At 71.7% G+C, this 17,854-nt stretch carries 16 protein-coding genes; 4 read left to right on the top strand and 12 right to left on the bottom strand.

Annotated features, from left to right (window positions below):
- The 10 genes from ACFWBN_RS16580 to ACFWBN_RS16535 all read right to left on the bottom strand — a co-directional run bounded on the left by ACFWBN_RS16580 (nucleotide 1) and on the right by ACFWBN_RS16535 (nucleotide 9,993).
- Nucleotides 1-1,797 (bottom strand): alpha-L-fucosidase, encoded by a 1,797-nt coding sequence (locus ACFWBN_RS16580; protein ID WP_385177055.1) that lies wholly within the window; start codon nucleotides 1,795-1,797, stop codon nucleotides 1-3.
- A 104-nt stretch (nucleotides 1,798-1,901) separates the two neighbouring features.
- The gene (locus ACFWBN_RS16575) at nucleotides 1,902-2,537 is read right to left on the bottom strand and encodes a lactate utilization protein C (protein ID WP_385177053.1); all 636 of its coding nucleotides are present in this window, start codon (nucleotides 2,535-2,537) and stop codon (nucleotides 1,902-1,904) included.
- The gene (locus ACFWBN_RS16570; RefSeq protein ID WP_385177050.1) at nucleotides 2,534-4,048 is read right to left on the bottom strand and encodes a LutB/LldF family L-lactate oxidation iron-sulfur protein; all 1,515 of its coding nucleotides are present in this window, start codon (nucleotides 4,046-4,048) and stop codon (nucleotides 2,534-2,536) included. Before ACFWBN_RS16570 ends, ACFWBN_RS16575 begins: the two co-directional genes overlap by 4 nt.
- The gene (locus ACFWBN_RS16565; RefSeq protein WP_385177048.1) at nucleotides 4,045-4,785 is read right to left on the bottom strand and encodes a (Fe-S)-binding protein; all 741 of its coding nucleotides are present in this window, start codon (nucleotides 4,783-4,785) and stop codon (nucleotides 4,045-4,047) included. Before ACFWBN_RS16565 ends, ACFWBN_RS16570 begins: the two co-directional genes overlap by 4 nt.
- Nucleotides 4,776-5,684: an amidohydrolase family protein gene (locus ACFWBN_RS16560; protein WP_385177314.1), complete on the bottom strand. Its 909-nt coding sequence runs from the start codon at nucleotides 5,682-5,684 to the stop codon at nucleotides 4,776-4,778. Before ACFWBN_RS16560 ends, ACFWBN_RS16565 begins: the two co-directional genes overlap by 10 nt.
- A complete protein-coding gene (locus ACFWBN_RS16555) occupies nucleotides 5,681-5,992 on the bottom strand; it encodes an L-rhamnose mutarotase (protein WP_385177046.1) in 312 nt (103 codons plus the stop codon). The genes ACFWBN_RS16560 and ACFWBN_RS16555 overlap by 4 nt, the downstream gene beginning before the upstream one ends.
- Entirely contained in the window at nucleotides 5,989-7,023 is a 1,035-nt protein-coding gene (locus tag ACFWBN_RS16550) for an aldo/keto reductase (RefSeq protein WP_385177044.1), read from the bottom strand. Before ACFWBN_RS16550 ends, ACFWBN_RS16555 begins: the two co-directional genes overlap by 4 nt.
- Nucleotides 7,020-7,793: an SDR family NAD(P)-dependent oxidoreductase gene (locus ACFWBN_RS16545; protein WP_385177041.1), complete on the bottom strand. Its 774-nt coding sequence runs from the start codon at nucleotides 7,791-7,793 to the stop codon at nucleotides 7,020-7,022. Before ACFWBN_RS16545 ends, ACFWBN_RS16550 begins: the two co-directional genes overlap by 4 nt.
- Nucleotides 7,790-9,127 carry an L-fuconate dehydratase gene (locus ACFWBN_RS16540; RefSeq protein WP_385177039.1) on the bottom strand — a complete coding sequence of 446 codons (1,338 nt, stop codon included), beginning with the start codon at nucleotides 9,125-9,127 and terminating at the stop codon, nucleotides 7,790-7,792. The genes ACFWBN_RS16545 and ACFWBN_RS16540 overlap by 4 nt, the downstream gene beginning before the upstream one ends.
- Nucleotides 9,128-9,141: 14 nt before the next feature.
- Nucleotides 9,142-9,993, bottom strand: coding sequence for a fumarylacetoacetate hydrolase family protein (locus ACFWBN_RS16535; protein ID WP_385177037.1), 852 nt, complete (start codon nucleotides 9,991-9,993; stop codon nucleotides 9,142-9,144).
- Between the two features lie 527 nt (nucleotides 9,994-10,520).
- Between ACFWBN_RS16535 and ACFWBN_RS16530 the strand changes: the two genes are divergently transcribed.
- From ACFWBN_RS16530 to ACFWBN_RS16515, 4 genes are all read left to right on the top strand, one after another.
- Nucleotides 10,521-11,570, top strand: a complete 1,050-nt coding sequence (locus ACFWBN_RS16530; protein ID WP_385177035.1) for a sugar ABC transporter substrate-binding protein — start codon at nucleotides 10,521-10,523, stop codon at nucleotides 11,568-11,570.
- A 138-nt stretch (nucleotides 11,571-11,708) separates the two neighbouring features.
- Nucleotides 11,709-13,334, top strand: a complete 1,626-nt coding sequence (locus ACFWBN_RS16525) for a sugar ABC transporter ATP-binding protein (protein ID WP_385177033.1) — start codon at nucleotides 11,709-11,711, stop codon at nucleotides 13,332-13,334.
- Between the two features lie 2 nt (nucleotides 13,335-13,336).
- On the top strand, nucleotides 13,337-14,380 hold the full coding sequence (locus ACFWBN_RS16520; RefSeq protein ID WP_385177031.1) for an ABC transporter permease: 1,044 nt from the start codon (nucleotides 13,337-13,339) through the stop codon (nucleotides 14,378-14,380).
- Between the two features lie 87 nt (nucleotides 14,381-14,467).
- Nucleotides 14,468-15,169, top strand: coding sequence for a FadR/GntR family transcriptional regulator (locus tag ACFWBN_RS16515; RefSeq protein WP_385177028.1), 702 nt, complete (start codon nucleotides 14,468-14,470; stop codon nucleotides 15,167-15,169).
- 21 nt (nucleotides 15,170-15,190) lie between these two features.
- Here the strand turns inward: ACFWBN_RS16515 and ACFWBN_RS16510 are convergent, their stop codons facing one another.
- Both ACFWBN_RS16510 and xylB read right to left on the bottom strand, forming a co-directional pair.
- Entirely contained in the window at nucleotides 15,191-16,402 is a 1,212-nt protein-coding gene (locus ACFWBN_RS16510; RefSeq protein WP_385177026.1) for an ROK family protein, read from the bottom strand.
- A 13-nt stretch (nucleotides 16,403-16,415) separates the two neighbouring features.
- Complete coding sequence (xylB, locus tag ACFWBN_RS16505; RefSeq protein WP_385177023.1) at nucleotides 16,416-17,846, bottom strand: xylulokinase; 1,431 nt, start codon at nucleotides 17,844-17,846, stop codon at nucleotides 16,416-16,418.
- Between the last annotated feature and the right edge of the window lie 8 nt (nucleotides 17,847-17,854).

Genomic DNA, 17,854 nt, shown 5'->3' with positions numbered 1-17,854 from the left:
TCAACCGATCTTGGTCAGGTTCCAGTTCTGCGCGGGGCCGCCGTTGGCGGACCACTGGGTGACCGGGTTTCCGTCCCCGCTCGCGTAAGCGTTGTCCAACACCTTTCCGCTGTGCCGGTTGGCGAGCCGGAACGCGCCCCCGCCCAGCGCGGTGACCGCCCACTGCTGCCCCTGACCGCCGCCGTCGTTGCGTTGCACCATCACCGCGCCGTCGGAGGTGCTGCCGTTGTCGTCGAGGGCCTTGCCGCTGCGGACGCTGAGCAGCTTGTAGTAGCCGTGGCCCAGGTCGGTGACCGTCCATTGCTGCGCGGCGCCTCCGTTGGCGGTCCACTGGATGACCTGGCCGCCCTCGTTGGTGGTGTTGCCGTTGTCGAGGGCCTTGCCGCTCTGGGCGCTGACCAGCCGGTAGACGCCGCCTGCGAGGACCGCCGGCATGCCGCTGACCTCCACGCAGACCACGGAGTCGTTCGCGTCGGGCGCCGTGGACGGCACGCTGACGTTGATCTGGCCGCCGCTGACCGTGTAGGAGAGCGAAACGGAGGGGTTGTTCATCAAGTAGACGCGGCTGATCGTGTTGTGGACCGCCGGGATCTGCAGGGTGCCGCCCGTCGGCCACGTGAAGACGTGGGCGAAGAGCTTGCCGGTCTTCTTGGTGATCCTGCCCCAGGACGGCTCGACGGCGAAGGGGCTGCCGCTGGTGCCGTGGATGCTGTCGGCGTGGACGCCCATCCAGGCGGCGATCCCGCCCAGTACCGTCGCCGTTCCGGCGGTCACGGTGCCGTCGCCCTTGGGGCCGATGTTGAGGAGGTAGTTGCCGTCCCGGGAGACGACCGTGACCATCTCCTGGACCATGTCCTTCACGGGCTTGTAGCTGTTCTCGGCCCAGTCGGTGTAGCCCCACTGGCCGTTCATGGTGGCGCAGGTCTCCCACGGCCGGTCCAGCGGCGCGGCGGGCACGGTCTGCTCCGGGCAGGCGAAGTCACCCAGGCCGAGGTCCCGCTTGACGCGTTCGTTGACGACGAGTCCGGGCTTGCGGGCCATCAGCCAGCTGTAGAGGTCCTCGCCGTCGGCCTTCGTCCACCAGTCGGTGAGCGTGGGGCTGGACGGGTTGGCGCACCAGTCGCCGTCGAACCACAGGAGGGCCGGGTCGTAGCGGTCCAGCAGTTCCTGCAGCTGGGCCTTCATGTCGTTGATGTAGGCGGTGCGGGCGGTCTGCGACGACATGTCGGAGAAGAGGTTGTTCCGGTTGATGGTCTGGGAGGGGTGGCTCCAGTCCAGGATCGAGTAGTAGAGGCCGAACTTGACGCCCCGCTTCTCGCACTCGGTCTTCAGCTGGGCCAGCAGGTCGGGCTGGTAGCCGTTGTAGTCGTGCAGGTTGTACTGCTTGGTGCCGGTGGTGTCGGTGAAGCCCGCGACGTTGGAGTCCCACATCGCATAGCCCTCGTGGTGCTTGGCGGTGATCACGAGGTACTTCATGCCGGCGTTCTTGGCCAGTTCGGCGATGGTGGCGGCGTTGAAGCCGGCCGGGTTGAACGGGGTGGTCACCTGGGCCTGGTAGTCGGCCTTGTTCCAGTTCTCGCTGGAGAAGGCCCACTCGCCGTGGCCGCGGTAGGAGTAGGACCCGAAGTGGATGAACATGCCGAACCTGGCCTGGTACCACCAGTCCAGCTTCGAGGGGACGGTGTAGGCGTGGGCGGTGGCGGGCCACAGGACCTGCGGCAGACCGAACGCCGCGGCGCCGCCGGCGAGGGCGGCGGCCTTGATCAGGGAGCGTCGGCTGAGGGGGGACGAGGACATCGTTCGACTCCTGGAGAGTGAGGGGCAAGGGAGGGCGGAACGTTCTCGGACATCGGATGTGCGGCTCGGTCTGTTCAGTGGGTGACGGGGCTCGACACGGGGCGCTATGCGTCCATCACCAGGACGATGTCCAGCGTCCTGGGCCCGTGTACGCCCTCGACCCGGTCCAGCTCGATGTCGCTGGTGGCCGAGGGGCCGGAGATGAGCGTCAGCGGCCTGCGGGGGTCGAGCCGGCTCAGCGCCTCCGGCACGTCGGAGACGATCTGGTCCACCCGGACCACGCAGACGTGCTGGTCCGGCAGCAAGGTGAGGGCCCTGCGCCCCTGGCCGGGTCCGTGGTCGAGGATCACGGTGCCGGTGACGGCGATCGCGGTGGCTACGGTGGTGACCACGGCGTCCGCCCCGTCGAGTCGTCCCACCGTCAGCGGCGGAGCGTCTTCCAGCCGTGACCAGGGCCCCTGCGGGACCAGGTCCTCGGGAAGCCCGGCCGGCACCACCAGGGACCGGGCTCCGGTGCGGGCCAGCGCGCGCCCCACGGCCGCCGCCGCTTCGGCCGCCGTAACTCGGACCACCGTGGCGCGGTACTCGGCGGCACGCTCGGCAAACAGCCCGACGACGTCCGGTCCCGCGTGGTCGACGCGTCGAACGGCCGGGAGCGGTATGTCGTCGGGGTCCTCCGATCCGGGTACGCCGGCCAGGGCTCCCCGCACCGCGCGCAGGACGGTCTCGCGGTCGTTCATCGTCGTCCCTTCCCCTCCCCCGTCGCCGGGTCGTCCTCGTTCGCGGGTGTTCTCGTCCGGCGCCACCAGGCACGGAGCGTCTCCGGGGGCGGCACGGGCGTGTCACGGCTGTCGGACCAGCGGGCGAGCGGACCAGGCAGGGCGCCGATCCGGCCGTTGCGGGCCACCAGCCGGGCCCCGAGGGCGGCGAGCTTCTGGGCCGCGGCCAGTCGTCCCGGGGAGGACATGGCGGCGCCGGCGGCCTTCATGGCGAGCGCCTCGACGGTGGGCAGGACTCTGCTGCGCCGCTCCGCCTCCACGGCCTCCGCGCGCAGATGGACCAGCACCTCGGGAATGTCGATCTTCACGGGGCAGGCGTCGTAGCAGGCGCCGCACAGGGTCGAGGCGAAGGGCAGGGAGGCCGCCCCGCTTTTGATGTCACTGCCGATGCCCACGAGCTGCGGGGTCAGTACGGCGCCGATCGGGCCGGGGTAGACGGATCCGTAGGCGTGGCCGCCCGTGCGCTCGTACACCGGGCAGACGTTCAGGCACGCGGAGCAGCGGATGCAGGCGAGGGCCTGGCGGCCCACCTCGTCGGCCAGCGTGGCGGTACGGCCGTTGTCGAGGAGGACCAGGTGGAAGTTCTGCGGGCCGTCGCCCTCGGTGACGCCGGTCCACAGGGAGGTGTACGGGTTCATGCGCTCGCCCGTCGACGAGCGGGGCAGGAGCTGGAGGAAGACCTCCAGGTCGGCGAAGGACGGCAGGACCTTCTCGATGCCCATCACGGTGATCAGCGTCTCGGGCAGGGTCAGGCACATCCGCCCGTTGCCCTCCGACTCCACCACGACCACCGTTCCGGTGTCGGCGGCGGCGAAGTTGGCGCCCGAGACGGCCACCTTGGCCCGCAGGAACTTCTCCCGCAGGTGGAGCCGGGCCGCCTCGGCGAGGTCGCGGGGATCGTCGGAGAGCCCTTCGGGAGCCGGCCTTCCCCACTCCCCCATCTCCCGCCGGAAGATCTCCCGGATCTCGGAGCGGTTGCGGTGGATGGCCGGCACCAGGATGTGGGACGGGCGATCGCGTCCCAACTGCACGATGAGTTCGGCGAGATCGGTCTCGTAGGCGCGGATGCCGGCTTCGGCGAGCGCCTCGTTGAGGCCGATCTCCTGGGTCGCCATCGACTTGACCTTGACGACCTCGCTCGCTCCCGTCCCGCGCACCAGGTCGGTGACGATGCGGTTGGCCTCGGCGGCGTCCGCCGCCCAGTGGACCACTCCGCCCGCGGCGGTCACCGCCTTCTCCAGGCGGAGGAGGTGGTGGTCGAGGTGGCGCAGGGTGTGACGTTTGACGGCGGCGGCCGTCTCCCGCAGTTCCTCCCAGTCCTCCAGTTCGGCGGCGACCGCCAGCCGCTTGTCGCGGATGGTCCCGGTCGCCCGGCGCAGGTTCGCGCGCAGTTGGGTGTCCGCGAGCGCGGTACGCGCCGCCTGGGGGAAGGCCGGGGTGCCCAGCCATACGACGTTGTCGGCGCCGCTCACCGTGGGTCCCCTTCCGTGGAGGCCAGGATCTCGGCCAGGTGCATCGTGCCGACGCCGGTACGGAGGCGGGACAGGCCGCCGCCGATGTGCGTGAGGCAGGAGTTGTCGCCCGCGCACAGGATCTCGGCCCCGGTGCCGAGGACATGGCGCATCTTGTCGGCGAGCATGGCGTTGGACACGTCCGCGTTCTTCAGCGCGAAGGTGCCGCCGAAGCCGCAGCAGGACTCGGCGGCGGGCAGTTCGACGAGGTCGATGCCCTTCACGGCGCGCAGCAGCCTGAGCGGCCGGTCGCCGACGCGGAGCATGCGCAGCGAGTGGCAGGTGGGGTGGTAGGTGACGCGGTGCGGGAAGTACGCGCCGACGTCGGTGACGCCGAGGACGTCGACGAGGAGTTCGGACAGCTCGTACACCGCCGGTACCACTCGCTCGACCGCTTCGGTGAGGGCGGCGTCCCCGTACTGGGCGGCCACCACCCGGTGGTGGTCGCGCACCATGCCCGCGCAGGACCCGGAGGGGGCGACGACGGCGTCGTAGCCCGCGAAGACCTCGGTGAAGCGGCGCACCATGGGCAGGGTTTCGGGCCGGTAGCCGGTGTTGAAGTGCATCTGGCCGCAGCACGTCTGGCCCTGCGGGAACTCCACGGTGTGGCCGAGGCGTTCCAGCAGTGCGGTCACCGCCTGGCCGGTGCGGGGGAACATCGTGTCGTTGAAGCACGTGATGAAAAGGGCTATGCGCATGGGGTTTCCTGGGGCGGGTCCGGGGGTGCCGTGACGGTCAGGCCGTAGGTCCGCACAGCCGTGCCGGTGAAGACATCGCGCCGCTCGGCCGGGCTGAGTTCGGCCGTCATCTCGTCGGCGGCGGCGACGACTTCGGCGTAGGTGGCGGCGAGCCGGCAGACGGGCCAGTCGGAGCCGAACATCAGCCGCCCGGGACCGAAGGCGTCCAGGACGGTGTCGGCGTAGGGCCGCAGGTCATCGACCGTCCAGGAGCCCCAGTCGGCCTCGGTGACCATGCCCGAGAGTTTGCAGACGGTGTTGGGGAGGGCGGCGAGGCGCCTGATCCGCTCCGCCCAGGGAGTGAGTTCACCGGACGCGATGGGCGGCTTGCCGAGGTGGTCGAGGACGAAGGTGAGGCCGGGAAGGCGCTGCGCGGCGTCGACTGCGGCCGCGAGTTGGTGCGGCTTCACCACCAGGTCGTAGACGAGTCCCGCCTCCGCGATCGCGGCCAGGCCGCGCAGTGCCTCCGGCCGGACGAGCCAGCGGGGGTCCGGCTCGCCCTGCACCTGGTGGCGCATCCCCACCAGGTGCTCCCCACCGGGTCCGTCGCGCAGCCCGGCGAGGGTGTCGGCGACGTCGGGTGCGGTCAGGTCGGTCCAGCCGACGACCCCGGCGACCAGGTCGCTGCGCGCGGCCATGGCCAGGAACTCGGGGGTCTCTTCCGGCACGGTGATGGTCTGCACCAGCACGGTGGCGGTGACGCCGGCCGCGCGGGCCTGCGGTGTCAGGTCGGCGAGGGAGAAGTTCCGGCGCAGCGGGGCGAGTTCGGGCCCGGTGATCCAGTCCTGGTCGCGGACGGACAGGTCCCACACGTGGTGGTGGGTGTCCACGATTCCCGGCCCGTGGTCCGCCCCGGTCACAGCTCCCACACCACCGGCAGGGTGGTGTCCGCGCCCTGCGCGGAGTAGTCGTGGACGACGTCCAGCAGCTCGGCCATCCGCGCCTGCCAGGCGATGTTGACCGGCAGCTTCTCGAGTTCGGAGATCATCGCCTGGTAGTCCCGGACCTCCAGTACGTGGAACAGGTCGGTGCCGCTGCGCCAGATCGTCCACTCGCTCACCCCCGCGGCGCGGATGGCGGCGGTCAGCTCCTCGGGCACCTGCCGGTGCGCGGCGTCGTACTCCTCGATGCGGTCGGCGCGGACCTTGGTGTGCAGGGCGACCTTCATGACGGCTCCTTCGGCGACGGGGTTTCCCCGACGGGTGCGGTGACGGGGACGGGGGTGTCCGGGTCCAGCAGGCCCTCGGCGCGCAGGTCGTCCCACAGAGCGTCCGGGATCGGGCGCCGCAGCTGCTCCACGGTGTCGCGCACCTCCTCGGGGGACCGGGAACCGGTCAGTACGCTCGCCACGGACGGGTGGCCGAACGGGAAGCGCAGCGCGGCGGCCCGCAGCGGCACGCCGTGGCGCTCGGTGACCGCCAGCAGCCGCAGCGCCCGGTCGAGCACCGGCTGCGGAGCCGGCGCGTAGTCGTAGGTGGCACCCGGCCGGGGGGCAGTCAGGAGTCCGGAGTTGAAGACTCCGCCGATGATGACGCTGCGGCCGCGGGCGGCCGCCTCCGGGAGCAGTTCGGTGAGCCCGTCCTGTTCCAGGAGGGTGTAGCGGCCGGCCAGGAGCACCACGTCGATGTCGGTCTCGCGCAGGAAGCGGGCGGGCAGCGCGGACCGGTTCATGCCGATGCCGATCGCCCCGACCACTCCTTCGCCGCGCAGCCGCTCCAGGGCCGGGTACGCCTCGCGCAGCGCCTGCTCGGCGTGGTCGTCCGGGTCGTGCAGCAGGGCGATGTCGACGCGGTCGAGGCCGAGGCGTTCCAGGCTCGCTTCGAGGGAGCGCAGGACCCCGTCGGCGCTGAAGTCCCAGACCCGGCGGTGGGTGGCCGGGACGGCGAAGCCGTGGTCGAGGTCGTTTCCGGGGATGCCCCGCGGGTCCGGCACGAGGAGCCGGCCCACCTTCGTGGAGAGGGTGTAGGTGTCGCGGGGGCGGTCGCGCAGGGCGGCACCGAGCCGCCGTTCCGACAGGCCCAGTCCGTAGTGGGGGGCGGTGTCGAAGGTGCGGACCCCGGCGTCCCAGGCCGCGTCCACCGTGGCGTGGGCGGCCTCGTCGGTGACCGGGCGGTAGAGGTTGCCGAGGGCCGCGCAGCCCAGGGCGAGCTCCGAGACCGAGACCGTGGCCGCGCTGCCGCCCAGCCCGTTGGTCCTCACGACCGGGCCGCCGGGCGCAGCCTCAGTCCCTGCATGCCGCCGTCCACCGCGAGTGCGGTGCCGGTGACGGACGCCGCGCCCGGACCGGCCAGGTAGACGATGGCGGCCGCCACCTCGTCGGCGGTCACCAGACGTCCCATGGGCTGACGGGCATTGAGGGCGGCGCGTTCGGCCTCGGGGTCGTCGGCGGCGTCGAGCAGCCGGGCCACCCACGGGGTGTCGGCGGTGCCGGGGTTGACGCAGTTGACGCGGATGCCCTCGCCGACGTGATCGGCGGCCATGGCCAGGGTGAGGGACAGCACGGCGCCCTTGCTGGCGGAGTACAGGGCGCGCTGCGGCAGCCCGGCGGTGGCCGCGATGGAGCAGGTGTTGACCACGGACGCAGTGCCCGGACGGGCAGTGGCAGCGCGGCGCAGGTGGGGCAGGGCGGCCCGGGTGGTGCGGACCATGCCCAGGACATTGACGTCCAGGACGCGGTGCCACTGTTCGTCGGGGTTGTCCTCGACGGTACCGGCGGCACCGATGCCCGCGTTGTTGACGAGGATGTCGATCCCGCCGAGCCGCACGGCCGCCTCCTCCACGGCGGCGCGTACGGAGGCGTCGTCGCTGACGTCGGCCTTGAGGCCGAGCAGCGGTTCGCCGACGCCTTCCGGATCGAGGTCGAGGACGGCGACGGCCGCGCCCCGCGCCGCCAGCGCGCGGGCCGTGGCGAGCCCGATGCCGGACGCGCCGCCCGTGACGAGAGCCCTGAGGCCGGTCAGTTCGGTCATGCCACTTCCTCCTGCACGGCGCGGTCGGCCACCCAGAACGTGCCGTCCGGGTAGAGGTACTCGGCGATGGACTCCGCACGCATGGTGGCGGAGAAGCCGGGGGCGAGCGGCGCGGTGTAGTGGCCGTCCCGGATCACCACCGGATCGACGAAGTGCTGGTGGAGGTGGTCGACGTACTCGATGACGCGGTTCTCGGTGGTTCCGGAGAGGACCAGGTAGTCGAACATCGACAGGTGCTGCACCAGCTCGCACAGCCCCACCCCGCCGGCGTGCGGGCACACCGGCACCCCGTACTTCGCGGCGAGCAGCAGGATCGCGAGGTTCTCGTTGACCCCGCCGACCCGCGCCGCATCGATCTGGAGGACGTCGATCGCGCCGGCCTGGAGGAGCTGCTTGAAGACGATCCGGTTCTGCACGTGCTCGCCGGTGGCCACCTTCACGGGAGCGACGGCCTGCCGTACGGCCGCGTGGCCGAGTACGTCGTCGGGGCTGGTCGGCTCCTCGATCCAGTACGGGTCGAACTCGGCGAGTGCGTTGGTCCACGTGATCGCCTCGCCCACGTTCCACCGCTGATTGGCGTCGATGGCGATGCGGATGCCGTCACCCACGGCGCCGCGGGCGGTGCGCAGCCGCCGGATGTCGTCGCTCAGGTCGGCTCCGACCTTGAGCTTGATCTGCGTGAAGCCGTCGGCGACGGCCTGCTTGGCCAGCCGGGTGAGCTTTGCGTCGGTGTAGCCGAGCCAGCCCGGGGAGGTGGTGTAGCCGGGATATCCGCGCTCCAGCAGGGTCGCCTCACGTTCCGCGCGCCCTGTGCGGCCCTCGTGGAGGAGCGTGAGGGCGTCCTCGGGGGTGAGGGCGTCGGCGATGTAGCGGAAGTCGACCTGGGAGACCAGCCACTCGGGCGGGGCGTCGGCGAGCAGCCGCCACAGCGGCTTGCCCTCCCGCTTGGCCGCCAGGTCCCACACGGCGTTGACCACGGCGCCGATCGCCATGTGCATCACGCCCTTCTCGGGGCCGAGCCAGCGCAGCTGGCTGTCGCCGACCAGATCCCGGCTGACCGATCCGGGATCGGCGCACAGCTCCGCTACGGAGCGGCCCATGACATGGGGTCTCAGTGCGTCGATCGCGGCGACCTGGACGTCGTTGCCGCGTCCGATGGTGAAGGTGAAGCCGTGTCCTTCGTGCCCGTCGCCGGCGTCGGTGCGCAGGACGACGTAGGCGGCGGAGTAGTCGGGGTCCGGGTTCATCGCGTCGGAGCCGTCCAGTTCCCGCGAGGTGGGGAAGCGGACGTCGTAGGTGTCGACGGCGGTGATCCGAGCGGAGGTTGCAGTCAAGGTGGTGCTGCCTTTCACGCTTGGGCGAAGATCTGGCGCTGGCTGCCGAGGCCGTCGATGGAGGGCTCGACCGTGTCGCCGGGGCGGAGGTAGGGGGTGCCGGGAAGACCCAGGGCCACGCCCGCGGGCGTACCGGTGTTGATCACGTCACCCGGTTCCAGGACCATGTACTGGCTCAGGTACCACACGATGTGGTCGACCGCGAAGATCATGTTGCTGGTGTGACCGTCCTGTCGCTTCACACCGTTGACGTTCAGGTGAAGGCCGAGGTTCTGCGGGTCGCCGGCCTCGTCGGCGGTGACGAGCCACGGGCCTAGCGGGTTGAAGGTCTCGCAGGATTTGCCCAGGTCCCACTGCGACGAGTGCTCCAGCTGGAATTCCCGCTCCGATACGTCGTTGCTGATCGTGTACCCGGCGATCACGTCCCGCGCGGCATCCGGTCCGTCCAGGTAGCGCGCCCGGCGGCCGATGACGACCGCGAGTTCGACCTCCCAGTCGGTCTTCACCGATCCACGGGGGATCAGCACCTCGTCGTACGGGCCGACGACCGTGCCGGGGTCCTTCATGAACACCACCGGACGCGCGGGAATCGCGGCGCCGGTCTCGACGGCGTGATCGCGGTAGTTCAGGCCGATGCAGACGACCTTGCCGGGGCGGGTGACGGGCGCCCCGATGCGCAGCCCGTCCGGGTCCAGTTCGGGCAGCTCCGCCGCCGAGACCGCCGCGCGGGCCCGGTCGATCCCGCCGGAGGCGAGGAAGACACCGTCGATGTCCCGGGTCACGGAGGACAGGTCCAGCAGCCGGCCGTCGTCGACGCGTACCGCGGGCCGTTCCTCACCTGGGGATCCGACGCGTAGCAGTTTCACCGGGCAGCTCCCTTGCCGAGCGGGTTTCGGTTTCGTCTTCAGGGTCAGGGCCGGGCGACCTGAGGTGCGCCGGTACGGGCCGTTCGCCAGGGCTCCAGCCATCCGGACGGTCAGTCATCGGATGTATCGCGAGCCACAGCGAACATAGACGCGGAGATCGCAGCTGACAATGCATTCCTCGGATGTATTTCCTCGCCGTTGTCGGCAGACGCTCTCGTACAGCGACGCTTCCGAAGCCGTCCGGGTACGCCTCCAAGTGCACCATCACCCGCGATCCGTCGGACATAACGTGGGGTCAGATGGAGTTCGTCGATACCACGACGCCCCGCGACACGATGCCCCGGCACATCAAGTCAGGCGCACACTCTTGTCAACCTCGGCAACGTCGTCGTAACGTCCCGTCCGAGATACATCGGAGGAATGGCCGGATCATTCGGTGCGCCGTCCAGCGCCCCCCGCCGCCTTCGACACGGCGCGTACGTCCCCCGACCGTCGCCGCGCCCCCCGGCTAAGGAGAGAACACGGCCATGAAGCACACTCGCACCCGCTCCACCGCCGCAGCCGCCACCGCCGTCCTCGCGATGCTGGCCCTCGCCACCGCGTGCAACCGCGAGAGCCCCGGCTCGGCCGCCCCGGGCGGCGACAAGTCCGCCATCGGCATCGACCTGCCCCGCTCCGACTCCGACTTCTGGAACTCCTACGCGCAGTACCTGAAGAACGGCATCAAGACCGACGGCATCAACGCGCTGCCGCTGAGCAACTCGCAGAACGACGTCACCAAGCTGGTCGCCAACGTGCAGGTGTTCCAGAACACGGGCGCCAAGGCCGTCGTCATGGCACCTCAGGACACCGGTGCCATCGCCTCGACCCTGGAGACCCTCGCGTCGAAGAAGATCCCCGTGGTCAGCGTCGACACCAGACCCGACAAGGGCGAGGTGTACATGGTCGTCCGAGCCGACAACAGGGCGTACGGCACCCAGGCGTGCGAGTTCCTCGGCAAGCAGCTGGGCGGTCAGGGCAAGGTCGCCGAGCTCCAGGGCGCCCTTGACTCCATCAACGGTCGCGACCGCTCCGAGGCGTTCGCGGAGTGCATGAAGACGAAGTTCCCGGATATCAAGGTCTTCGAGCTGCCCACCGACTGGAAGGGCGACGTGGCCTCCGCCAAACTGCAGAGCCTGCTCGCGCAGCACCCGGACCTGAACGGCATCTACATGCAGGCGGGCGGTGTCTTCCTGCAGCCCACCCTCGCCCTGCTGGAGCAGAAGGGCCTGCTCCAGCCCGCAGGGCAGAAGGGCCACATCAGCATCGTCTCCAACGACGGCATCCCGCAGGAGTTCGACGCCATCCGCAAGGGCCGGATCGACGCCACCATCTCCCAGCCCGCCGACCTCTACGCCAAGTACGCGCTGTACTACGCCAAGGCCGCCGCCGAGGGCAAGACCTTCCAGCCGGGTGCGACCGACCACGGCTCCACCATCATCAAGCTGCCCAACGGCCTGGAGGACCAGCTCCCCGCTCCGCTGGTCACCAAGGACAACGTCGACGACAAGACCCTGTGGGGCAACAACGTCGGCTGATGGCCGGCCGGCCCCCGCCCCCGCGCGGTCGGGAACGGACGACCCCCGTCCCCCGATCGCGGCCTCCCCCCGCAGCCCCGGGCGCACACCCGCGCACCTCGGCGCCCCAGCCTCCTTACACGAAGGACGGTATCCACCATGGCGGACACCGCGACCGCCCCGGCGACCGGCCCCGGCACCCCGGCCCCGGTGGCCGAGGCGACCGGCATCAGCAAACGATTCGGCGCGACCGTCGCGCTGCGCGACGCCCGCATCACCATCGCCCCGGGCGAGTCGCACGCCCTGGTCGGACGCAACGGCGCCGGCAAGTCGACGCTCGTGTCCATCCTCACCGGCCTCTCGCAGCCCGACACCGGAGCGCTGCGCTTCTCGGGCGAGCCGGCCCCCGCCTTCGGCGACATCGACGCCTGGCGCTCCCGCGTCGCCTGCGTCTACCAGCGCTCCACGATCATCGGTGAGCTGACCGTCGCCGAGAACCTCTTCCTGAACCGGCAGAGCGGCGGCTCGCTGCGGCCCATCCGCTGGAAGCAGCTGCGCCACCGCGCCGCGGAGCTCCTCGGCGAGTACGGCGTCGACGTGGACCCCACCGCCCGGGCGAGGGACCTCACCGTCGAGCAGCGGCAGTTCGTGGAGATCGCCCGGGCCCTGTCGTTCGGCGCCCGCTTCATCATCCTCGACGAGCCGACCGCGAAGCTCGACGGCCGCGGCATCGGCCGCCTCTTCGACAAGCTCCGCGACCTCCAGCGCCAGGATGTCGCCTTCCTCTTCATCTCCCACCATCTGCAAGAGGTGTACGACCTCTGCACCACGGTCACGGTCTACCGCGACGCGGCCCACATCCTCACCGCACCCGTCACCGAGCTCGGACACACGGCCCTGGTGGAGGCCATGACCGGCGAATCCGCCTCCACGGTCACCGCCACCGCCGGCCGCCCCCCGGGCACGCGGGCCGACGCGACGGAACTGCTCGCGATCAACAGCCTGACGCTGCCCGGTGCCTGCGAGGACATCTCCCTCGCCGTACGCTCCGGCGAGGTCGTCGGGCTCGCCGGCGCCACCGCCAGCGGCAACGTGCAGGTGGGCGAGGCGGTCGCCGGTCTGCACCGCGCCAAGGGCGGCCGGATCTCGGTCGGCGGCAGGACCGTGCGCACCGGCAGCGTGCCGTCCGCGCTCACCGCCGGCGTCGGTCTGGTCCCCGAGGACCGCCACCACCAGGGGCTGGTCGGCAACCGCAGCGTGGCGGAAAACGCGACGCTCACCGTCACCGACCAGCTCGGCCCGTACGGCATCGTGCTGCCCGCCCGCACCAGGGCCTTCGCGCAGCGCGTGATCCGGGACCTCGACATCAAGACTCCCGGCGTCGCCACCCCGGTCTCCGCCCTCTCCGGCGGCAACCAGCAGAAGGTCGTCGTGGCCCGCGCCCTGGCCACCGATCCGCACGTGCTCGTGGCCATCCGCCCCACCAACGGTGTGGACGTCAAGTCCAAGGAGTTCCTGCTCGGCAGGATCCGGCAGGTCGCGGAGGGCGGCAAGGCCGCGCTGATCGTCTCCGACGAGCTGGACGACCTCAAGGTCTGCGACCGGGTCGTCGTCATGTTCCACGGGCGCGTGGTGGCCGAGTTCGACCACGGATGGAGGGACGAGGACATCGTCGCCGCCATCGAGGGCGTCGCGGGCGACCAGGCTCCTGCCACCACGACGTCTCCCACATCCGCCCTACCCGCTTCATCCGCCTCCTGCGGCGCAGACGAGCACGGAAGGTAGTCATGTCCGCCACCACAGATCTCACCGAGCCCGCACCGAGGACGGCGACGCCGACCGCGGCGGACACCGCCCACCGTCGGGTCGGTCTCGGGCGCTTCCGTGAACTGTCCCTGGTCCCGGCGATCCTCGTCCTGGGCCTGATCGGGTTCATCGTCTCGCCTGCCTTCCTCACCGCCGACAATCTGATCGGTGTGGCCCAGCAGTCCACCGAGCTGAGCCTGCTGGTGCTCGCCACGACCTTCGTCCTGATCGCCGGCCGGATGGACCTGTCCCTGGAGTCCACCATCGGCGTGGCCCCCGTCATCGCCGTGTGGCTGATCCTGCCCTCCAGTGGGGGCCGGTTCACCGGACTCGGCCTCTTCCCCGAGTGGACGGCCATCCCGCTCTGCCTGCTGGTCGGGGCGCTGATCGGTGCCGTCAACGGCTTCCTCATCCTCAAGCTGCGCCTCAACGGCTTCATCGTCACCCTCGGCGCGCTGACGATGCTCCGCGGACTGCAAGTCGCCCTCTCCGAAGGCCAGTCCATCGTCGAGCTGCCCTCGTCCTTCACCTACCTGGGCAGGGCGTCCTGGCTGGGCGTGCCCGCCGCGATCTGGGTGTGCGCGCTGCTCTTCGCGATCGGCGGCAGTGCGCTGGCCTGGCTCCGGCACGGCCGGGCCCTGTACGCGATCGGCGGCAATGCCGAGGCCGCCCGCACCGCGGGCATCCGCGTCGACCGCACCGTGTGGGTCGTCCTCATCCTCGGCAGCGTTCTCGCCGCGTTCGCCGGTACCCTCTACAGCGGGCACTACGGCTCCATCTCCGCCACGCAGGGCAGCGGCTGGATCTTCCAGGTCTTCGCCGCGACCGTCATCGGCGGAGTCAGCCTCAACGGCGGCAAGGGTTCCGTTTTCGGCGCCCTCACCGGCGTCCTCACCCTCCAGCTCGTCGTCAACGTCATGACGCTGGCGGGCGTACCGCCCCTGTGGAACCAGTTCCTCAATGGCGCCATCATCATTGTCGCCCTGGTCATCTCCCGGTTCGCGTCCGGCGAGAAGCAAGAATAGCCCCGTCCCACAAGCGGCTCCGCAGGCCCCGGTCCGGGTCCGGCGGAGCCACCGTCCCGAACACACCCCGCACGGAGAGGCACGTTAGTGGCACTGACGGACGAGGCGATCGACAAGATCAAGGCGATGATCCTCGACGGCGAACTCGCTCCCGGCTCCCGCCTGCCCAAGGAGGAGATCCTCGCCGCACAACTCGGCTTGTCCCGGAATTCGCTGCGCGAGGCAGTGCGTGCACTGACGGCCATGCGCATCCTGATCACCCGTCAGGGCGACGGGACGTACGTTTCCAGCCTGGAGCCCCATCTCCTGCTGGAGAGCCTCTCCTTCGCCGCCGACGTCTCCCAGGGCCACACGGCACTCCAGCTGATCCAGGTGCGCCGCCTGCTGGAACCGCAGGCGACCGGGCTGGCCGCCGCCCTGCTGACGCCGGAGGACCTCCAGGAACTGCGCGACATCCTCGACAGGTCCCGGGCCGCCACCACCGTGGAGGAGTTCGTCGCCCACGACATCGCCTTCCACCTCAGGATCGTCGAAGCCGTCGGCAACCCCGTGCTGTCGATGCTCCTGCAGGTGCTCTCCACCCGCACCCAGCGCGTCCGCATCGTCCGCGGCAGCCGGACCCGTCACGCATTGGAAAACGCCCACCAGGACCACGAGCAGATCCTCGGCGCGCTCCAAGCACGCGACGCCCTGCTGGCCACCGCCGCCACGACCGTCCACATCACGGCCGTGGAGCAGTGGCTGGCCGCCAGTCTGAACGACGACCCGCTGCGAGCGATCGACGACTGATCCGGTCGGTCCGCCCCGCACCTAGCGGGCAGGCAGGCGAGCGGGATCGGCGATGATCTGCCGGACGGTCGACCATGCCGCGCCCAGCACCGGTCCGCGGCGCCCCAGGGCGGAGGGGCGCACCGACTCCGGGGTCCAGGGCCGGACGGTGACCCGGGCGGCCAGTTCGGCGCGTAGCGACGGGAGGAGCCAGTCGGCGAGTTCGGCGTAGGCGCCGCCCAGAACGAGGCCGTCCGGGTCGATCAGGTTCACCGCCGAGGTCAGGGCGAGGCCCAGTGCCCGTCCCGCACGGTCCAGGGCGCGCAGGGTCGCCGCGTCCCCGGCGGCCGCCCGCTCGGCCAGCAGGGCCACCGGGTCGCCGACGTGTCCCAGCCCGGCCTCGCGCAGCACGGCCGCTTCGCCCGCGTACTGCTCCAGGCAGCCGCGTGCCCCGCAGGCGCAAGGGGCGCCCTCCGGGTGGACGGGCAGGTGGCCGAGTTCGCCCGCGAAGCCGCGGGCGCCCCGGAACAGCTGCCCGCCGATGACCAGTGCGGCACCGATTCCGGCCTCGGCGGAGACGTGTACGAAGGTCTCGGCGGGGTTTCCCCGGTGCCACTGCTCGGCCAGCGCCCCGAGGTTGGCCTCGTTCTCCGGCTCGGGCACGGTGTCGGGGTCGGGCCAGTGGTCGGCGGGGCGCACTGCCTGCCAGCCGAGGTTCGGCGCGTTCGCGACCAGCCCGCCCGGCGCGTTCGGCACCACCCCCGGCACGGCCAGGACGCGGCCCTCGACGCTCAGGCCGAGGGCGGCGGCCTCGGCCTCCGCCTCGGCGCCCAGCGCGGCCGCCTCCGCCAGCACCTCTCCTGCCGGCCGGCCCGCGTTGGCCCGCTCCACCCGACGCCACACCCGGGGTTCACCGCGCAGGTCCACGACGCAGGCGGCGAGATGGGTGACGCCGACCTCCAGGCCGAGGCCCGCGGGACCCCGGTCGTTCAGGGCCAGTGCCCGTCCGGGGCGGCCGACCCGTCCGCTGGGCGCGGTCTCCGTCTCGGTCAGCGCCCCGCGACCGATGAGCTCGTCGACCATGGAGGAGACTGCCGGCCTGGTCAGGCCCGTGTGCCCGGCCACGTCCGCCCGGGAGAGCGGTCCGTGCGCGGCGACCGCGCCGATCACCACCGCGAGGTTCTGCCGGCGCATCCCCTGCTGCGAGGCGGGCGCGGCCTCCGCGCCCCCGCTCGCCCTGCCGGTCCCCGTCATCGACCCGACCCTCCTATCGCTCTCCCTGCGGGGCCTCCTGCAGGGCCCGCGCCCGCCGCAGCGTACTGGTGATCCGTTCGAGCGTGTCGTCGTCACGGGTCACCGGGTCCAGCACCCGGCCCTCGGCGGTCCGCCAGCGCCGGGCGACGGCGTCGGCCGGCTCACCGGTGAGCAGTGCGGCGGCCTGGGCGGCGGCCCCGAGCGCGACCGGTTCCTGGGCCGCCGGCACCTGAACCGCCCGGCCGGACAGCCGCAGGACGGTCCGCTGCCAGGCCCGGCCGCGGGCTCCGCCGCCGATCAGCAGCAGGGGTTCGTCGGGGGCGGGGTTCTCGCCTCCGGCACGCAGTACGTCGTCCAGGGCGGCGAGCAGGGCGTGGGCGGCGCCGTCGTAGGCGGCCTGGAGCAGCTGTCCCGGCGTGGTGTCGTGGCGCAGGCCGTGGACGAGGCCGGAAGCATGCGGGAGGTTCGGTGTGCGCTCGCCGTCCAGATGCGGAAGCACCACCACCGTGCCGCCTTGCTCGACGTCCTCGCGGTCGCGGCCGACGAGGGCGGCGATGCGGTCGACGGCGAGGGTGCAGTTGAGCGTGCAGGCGAGCGGCAGCCAGCCGCCGAGGGCATCGGCGAAGCCGGCGACGGTTCCGCTCGGGTCGGCGGGCCGGGTCCGGCCGACGGCGTAGACGGTGCCGGAGGTACCGAGGCTCAGCACCGGACGCCCGGGGGTCAGGCCCAGCCCGAGGGCGGCGGCCATGTTGTCGCCGGTCCCGGTGGCCACCAGCGCCCCCTCGCGCAGCGGCATCCCGGCTCGGACGACGCCCGCCCGGGCGCCCGGCGGGAGGACCTGCGGCAGCAGCCCGGGGTCGAGGCCGATCCGGCCGAGGACGTCCCGGTCGTAGCCGTCCGGGCCCCACCAGCCGGTGCCCGACGCGTCACCGCGGTCCGTCACCGCCTCACCGGTCAGCCGCTCCGTCAGAAAATCGTGGGGCAGTCTGACGGCTGCGACGCGGTCGGCGGCGGCCCGCTCGTTCGCGCGCAGCCAGGCCCATTTGGCGGCCGTGAAGGCGGCCGTCGGGACGCTTCCGGTGCGGCGGGCGAGCTCTGCCGTACCGAACGCGGCCGCGAGCTCGGCGGCCTGCGGGGCGGAGCGGACGTCGTTCCAGAGCAGTGCCGGGCGCACCGGCCGGCCGGCCGCGTCGAGGGTGACCAGGCCGTGCTGCTGGCCGGCGATCGAGCAGGCGGCGGCGTGATCCGCCCAGCCGGTGCCGGCCACGGCCTCGCCGAGCGCCCGCCACCACTGTTCGGGGTCGCTCTCGCGTCCGGCGCCCGCGCTGACGGCGTGCGCGGCGCGGCCCTCGCCCAGGACGGCGCCGGTGTCCAGGTCGACGGCGAGGGCCTTGGTGGACTGGGTCGAGCTGTCGACACCGATCACGACACGCTGAGCAGACATGCGTTCCT

It is taken from the genome of Streptomyces sp. NPDC059989 (genome assembly GCF_042736975.1).
Classification (GTDB): Bacteria; Actinomycetota; Actinomycetes; order Streptomycetales; family Streptomycetaceae; genus Streptomyces.
The sequence above is the reverse complement of the archived record's forward strand: the minus strand, read 5'-3'. Positions and strand labels throughout refer to the sequence as shown.